This window comes from Longimicrobium sp. (assembly GCF_036387355.1).
In the GTDB taxonomy this organism is placed as follows: Bacteria; Gemmatimonadota; Gemmatimonadetes; order Longimicrobiales; family Longimicrobiaceae; genus Longimicrobium.
Map to the genome: position 1 here is coordinate 1 of NZ_DASVTX010000555.1, position 5,254 is coordinate 5,254.

A 5,254-nucleotide genomic window follows, 5' to 3' on the forward strand; every position below is an offset into this window, starting at 1 on the left:
ACCGACACCGCTCCGCCTACGGCCATAGACAAGCCGGAAGCGCCCGAAAAGCCGGCGCCGCTCCCCGTGGGCGTGTACCAGATCGCCGTTACCGGGCTGGGGACCGCCGACCTGAACTCCAGCGTGGCGCCCGTGCAGCCCGCGACGGGCGGGCCCAGCGCGTCGCTGGGCGTGGCGGGAACGGGGATCGTGTTCGAGCAGGTGTCGTCGTCGTCGTTCACCGAGGGGGCGCGCGGCGCGGGGGGGCAGCGCTACGTCACCTTTACCTACCGCGTGAGGAACGGCACGGGCACCCCGCTCACCAACCTCACCATGATGCTGGTGTCGCGCACGGGAACGGTGGCCGGCACCGCACTCTCTTTGCTGCGGCGGTTCGACGGCAGCGCGGCCGATCCGGCCATCGCCACCCGGGTCGTGCCCACCGGCGCGGTGACCATGGATTCGGACCTCACCACCATGCTGGCGACCTACCCCGACGTACTGCAGGTGCTGACCGAAGCGGAGGTGGCTTCCATCGCGCCCCCCGCGGACGTGACCAACATCCTGCCGGTGGGCTACGTCGTCCGGAACAAGAACGCCACGACCACGCGGCTGCTTCCGGCCGCGGCCGACCCCAACCAGTACGACGGGGTGCTGACACTGTCGTTCCGCCTGCCGCTGCAGGCCGCGGCCGCGCAGGACGTGTTCTCGTTCTTCTTTCAGGTGCTGGCGGTGACGGATACCGAAACGCGGCTGACCGAAAGCATGGAGGAGGCGGCGGACACGGCGGCCGTGCGCCGCCTGCGCGACCGCGCCCTGGCGCTGGGCGCCACCACCGTTACGGTGCTGAACGGCAGCCCCGCGGTGTCGCCGGCCGTGGCCGACTATCCGGGGCAGCGGCAGGTGTGCGGCGCGCGCACCGCGGGCACGGCGGCCGCCCCGGTCACCAGCATCGTCACGCCGTCCGCGTACACGCGTCTGGCGGTGTACCGCCCGGGGCAGGCGCTGAACGGCTGCTCGCCCTTCTTTGCGGCGGGCGAACCGCTGTTCGCAAACTACGGGCTGCCCTACGCCGTCACGCTCCGCGCCATGGACCGCTACGGCAACCAGATCGCCAGCGCCGACACGGTGCGGCTGGCCAGCACCGATCCGGGTGCGGTGATGCCGGCGCCCGTGGCGCTGGCGGGCGGAGCGGCGGCGCCGGCGGCCACGTACACCACGTACGGCAGTTCCACCCTGCGGGCCACCGGCCGCCGCCTGGCCGCCACCAGCCCGGTGACGGTGTGGGGAATGACGCGCACCTGGACGGGGAACGTGGACACGGGGTGGCTGACCAACGGCGACTGGCTGCAGAACGTGGCGCCGGGGGTTCAGGACTCGGTCGTCATCCCCGGCGGGCGCCCCTACTACCCCGTGCTGGTGCAGAACACCACCATCGGCGGCATCACGATGACGGACGGCGCCACGGCGCCGCGCATTGACCTGAGCTTGTACGACCTCACGGTGACGGGGTCGGTGAACTTCGGGACGACCGGCAGCATGCCGGGAACGGGCCGGCTGGTGCTGACCGGGGAGAACGCGACCGTCGGCGGCGGCGTTTCCAACGCGGACGTGCGCAACCTGCGGGTCACCGGCACGTACAGCACCACCAGCAACATCAGCGTCACCGGCGGCCGGCTGTTCGTGCAAGGCGGACGCCTGCGCTCCCAGGGCAACCGCGTTCGCGTACAGCCCCAGTGAACGCCCTGCGGCATGGCGGCGCGCGGCCGCCCCACTCGCACCCGGCCGCGCCGGGACGCACCCATCCGCCACCGATCCGGAGCAGACCCCTCATGACACGCGCTTCCAACTACTCCCTGCTCCTTCTCGCGGCCGCGCTGGGTGCCGTTCCCGCCGGCGCCCAGAGCGACATTCTGCTGCAGCTGCGCTCCGGCAACCCTGCGGGCGACCGGTTCCGCGTAGACTCGGCGGGCGGCTTAGCGGCGCTGGGGCAGATCACCGTGGGGATCATTCCCGCGACCGGCTCGGGGTCGCGCATGATGTGGTATCCGTTCAAGGTGGCATTCCGGGCCGGCTACGCGGATGCAGGGCTGCAGTTCGACGATGTGAACATCGGATATTACAGCTGGGCGGGAGGCGCGCTGAACATCGCGGCGGGAAACTACTCCTTCGCGATGGGCAACCAGAACACGGTGGAAGCGGCCGCGCAGTGCGGGATGGCGCTGGGAAGCGGCAACAAGATCTTCGGGACGAGCCCGGACATCGGCACCTGCGGCATTGCGCTGGGGCTGAGCAACACCGTCAAGGACTATGTGGGCGTAACCCTTGGCGCGTACAACTGGAGCGACGGGGACGCGGCGGTGGCGATGGGCTACCGCTCCACGGCCGACGCGGACTATTCCATGGCGTTCGGGTACCGCGCCAGCACCAACGGCCACACGGGCGCCAAGGTGTTCGGGGACGCGTCCACGACGGACTCCATCGAGGCGCTGGCCAACAACGAGTTCGCGGTGCGCGCGGCGGGCGGCTTCCGCTTTCGCAGCAACGCGACGCTGACCAACGGGTGCAACATCGCGGCGGGCGGCGCGTCTCTGACCTGTGCCAGCAGCATCACGCTCAAGGAAAACTTTCTGGAGGTGGAGGGCGATGACGTGCTCACCCGCATGCGCCGCATTCCGGTGAACACGTGGAACTACATTGACGAGGGACGCCAGTCGCGCCACATGGGCCCCTTTGCGGAAGACTTCTGGCGCGAGTTCGGGCTGGGTTCGGAGCCGCTGGCCATCGGGCACCTGGACATCGACGGGGTGAACTTCGCGGGCATCAAGGCGCTCGATGCGCGCACGGAGGCGCTTCAGACCCGGGCCGCCGAGCAGGCCGCACAGATCGAGCGCCTGCGCGACGAGAACGTGCGACTCGCGGCGGCCAACCAGTCGCTGGAAGCGCGCCTGCAGCGGCTGGAAGCGCTGATGGGACCGCCCCCGGCGCCCTGACCCGGCGCCGTCCTCCGCACGGCCCGTGAATCGATCCTGACCCGGCAGTCCGGCCGCCCCCGCGGCGTCCGGACTGCCTTTTCGCATCCCACCAGCTCCCGTCCCCATGCGTTCCCGTGCTTCTGTTCTGCTCCTTGCGGGCCTGCTGCTCGCCGGGTGCGACCGCACCCGGGCGGTGCCGCCCGCCGCCCCGCCCGACGCCGCGCACGGTGGGTCACGGGTAGAGCCGCAGTACGTTCCGCCCACGCTCACGCCCGCCGAGTCCGCCGCCGCGGTGCAAAAGAACCGGGCGAACGAGGAAGCGGCCACGCGGCGTGTTCGCGGCCGCCTGCCGGACGGCGCGATGCCGGTGCCCACGCCCCCCGTGGTGGTGACGCCGGAGACGAGCTACCAGACCTGCCTTGTTCAGGCGCGGAGCGCGGAAGAGCCCCTCCGCTCCACCATCATGCGCGTCTGCGACAAGCAGCGTCCGGACTGAGGGAACCGCGGGCGCGTACTCTCGCATCGTCGTTTTCGCCTGCCCGACCCGCGCGCAATCCGCTCCGCCGCATTATCATTGCCCGCCATCGCAGGCCGTCACCGATCCCGCGTCCCCCGGAGTCCACGGAATGATCCTCAAGCGCTTCTACGACGAAAAGCTCGCGCAGGCCAGCTACCTGATCGGCTGCGCGGCCACGGGCGACGCGCTGGTGGTGGACCCCAACCGCGACACGGAGCAGTACGTCCGCGCCGCCGAGGCGGAAAAGCTGCGGGTGACGGCGGTGACGGAAACGCACATCCATGCCGACTACCTGTCCGGCAGCCGCGAACTGGCGCAGGTCACCGGCGCCACACTCTACCTGTCCGGCGAGGGCGGCGACGAGTGGAGCTACGCCTTTGCCGCCACGGACGGCGCCACGCTGGTGCACGACGGCGACCGCTTCAGCGTGGGCAACATTCGCATCGAGGTGCGGCACACGCCGGGGCACACGCCGGAGCACCTCACCTTTCTGGTGACGGACACGGCGGGCGCGGACCGGCCCATCGCGGCGGTGACGGGCGACTTCATCTTCGTGGGCGACGTGGGGCGGCCGGACCTGCTGGAGCGCGCGGCCGGGCTGCACGGAACCATGGAGGAGGGCGCGCGCACGCTGTTCGCCAGCCTGCGGCGCTTTGCGGCGGAGCAGCCGGACTGGCTGCAGATCTGGCCCGGGCACGGCGCCGGCTCCGCCTGCGGCAAGGGGATGAGCGCCATTCCGCACAGCACGCTGGGCTACGAAAAGCTCTTCAATTGGGCACTCGCGACGGAGGACGAGGGCGAGTTCGTCGCCGCCGTGCTCGCGGGCCAGCCGGAGCCGCCCCGCTACTTCGCGGAGATGAAGCGGCTGAACCGCGAGGGCCCGCCCGCGCTCGGCGGTTTCCGCATTCCGCCGCGGCTCCCCGGCGCGCAGCTGGCGGATGCGTTGGAGGGCGGCGCGACGGTGGTGGACCTGCGCCCGGCGGATGCGTTCGCGGCCGGGCACGTGCCGGGAACGGTCAGCATTCCGCTCAACAAGTCGTTCCCCACCTGGGCCGGGTCGCTGGTGCCGTTCGGCCGCGCCTTCTACCTGCTGGGCGGCGACGAGGCCGCGGCGGCGCAGGCGGCCCGCGACCTGGCGATGATCGGGCTGGACGACGCGGCCGGGTGGTGGGGCGCGGACGTGCTGGATGCGTGGCCGGGCGAACTGGAGCGCGTTCCGCAGATAAACGCGGCGGAGCTTCGCGCGCGGATGGAGGCGGGCGAGGTGGCGGTGGTGGACGTGCGCGGCCGCTCCGAGTGGGACGCCGGCCACCTGCCGGACGTGCCGAACCTTCCGCTGGCGTTCCTCGCGGGGCGCATCGGCGAGATCCCGGCGGGGCGCACGGTGGTTCTGCAGTGCCAGGGTGGCGCGCGCTCCATGATCGCCGCGAGCGTGCTGCAGGCGCACGGCATCAAGGATGTGGTCAACCTTACCGGCGGATACCAGGCTTGGGCCGCCGCCGGCCTCCCGACGGAAAAGCCTGAGCCCGCCCTCGCCCCCGCCTGACACCCGCTCCGCGCCGGAATCAAAACGGCCCTGCCATGTGGATGGTGGGGCCGTTCTCGTTGCAATTCGGGATCGCTGTGGTGCGCGTTCCCTAGACCCACAGTAAGCGTGATCTGAGCCTGCGGGAGGAGAAAAAGAAACCGGAAAGACTTATCTTGCTTGGCGTAGGTGGGATTCTGCCAGGAATCACTTTCGCCGCCCAAGATCAGCCTTTCCGGTGAAGAGAATATCGCACGC

3 protein-coding genes and 1 pseudogene are annotated in these 5,254 nt (G+C 70.8%); all 4 read left to right on the forward strand.

Features of this window, described 5'->3' with window-relative positions:
* A pseudogene (locus tag VF665_RS24030) lies at positions 1-1,719 on the forward strand (hypothetical protein); the annotation flags it as partial.
* A gap of 92 nt (positions 1,720-1,811) precedes the next feature.
* Positions 1,812-2,972 (forward strand): tail fiber domain-containing protein, encoded by a 1,161-nt coding sequence (locus VF665_RS24035; protein ID WP_331056027.1) that lies wholly within the window; start codon positions 1,812-1,814, stop codon positions 2,970-2,972.
* Between the two features lie 106 nt (positions 2,973-3,078).
* Positions 3,079-3,450, forward strand: coding sequence for a hypothetical protein (locus tag VF665_RS24040; protein WP_331056028.1), 372 nt, complete (start codon positions 3,079-3,081; stop codon positions 3,448-3,450).
* Between the two features lie 130 nt (positions 3,451-3,580).
* On the forward strand, positions 3,581-5,017 hold the full coding sequence (locus VF665_RS24045) for an MBL fold metallo-hydrolase (protein WP_331056029.1): 1,437 nt from the start codon (positions 3,581-3,583) through the stop codon (positions 5,015-5,017).
* Positions 5,018-5,254: the final 237 nt, after the last annotated feature.

Bases quoted from the DNA above. Each gene is read 5' to 3' on its own strand.
- VF665_RS24045 (WP_331056029.1), top strand. From the start codon at position 3,581: ATGATCCTCAAGCGCTTCTACGACGAAAAGCTCGCGCAGGCCAGCTAC.
- VF665_RS24035 (WP_331056027.1), top strand. From the start codon at position 1,812: ATGACACGCGCTTCCAACTACTCCCTGCTCCTTCTCGCGGCCGCGCTG.
- VF665_RS24040 (WP_331056028.1), top strand. From the start codon at position 3,079: ATGCGTTCCCGTGCTTCTGTTCTGCTCCTTGCGGGCCTGCTGCTCGCC.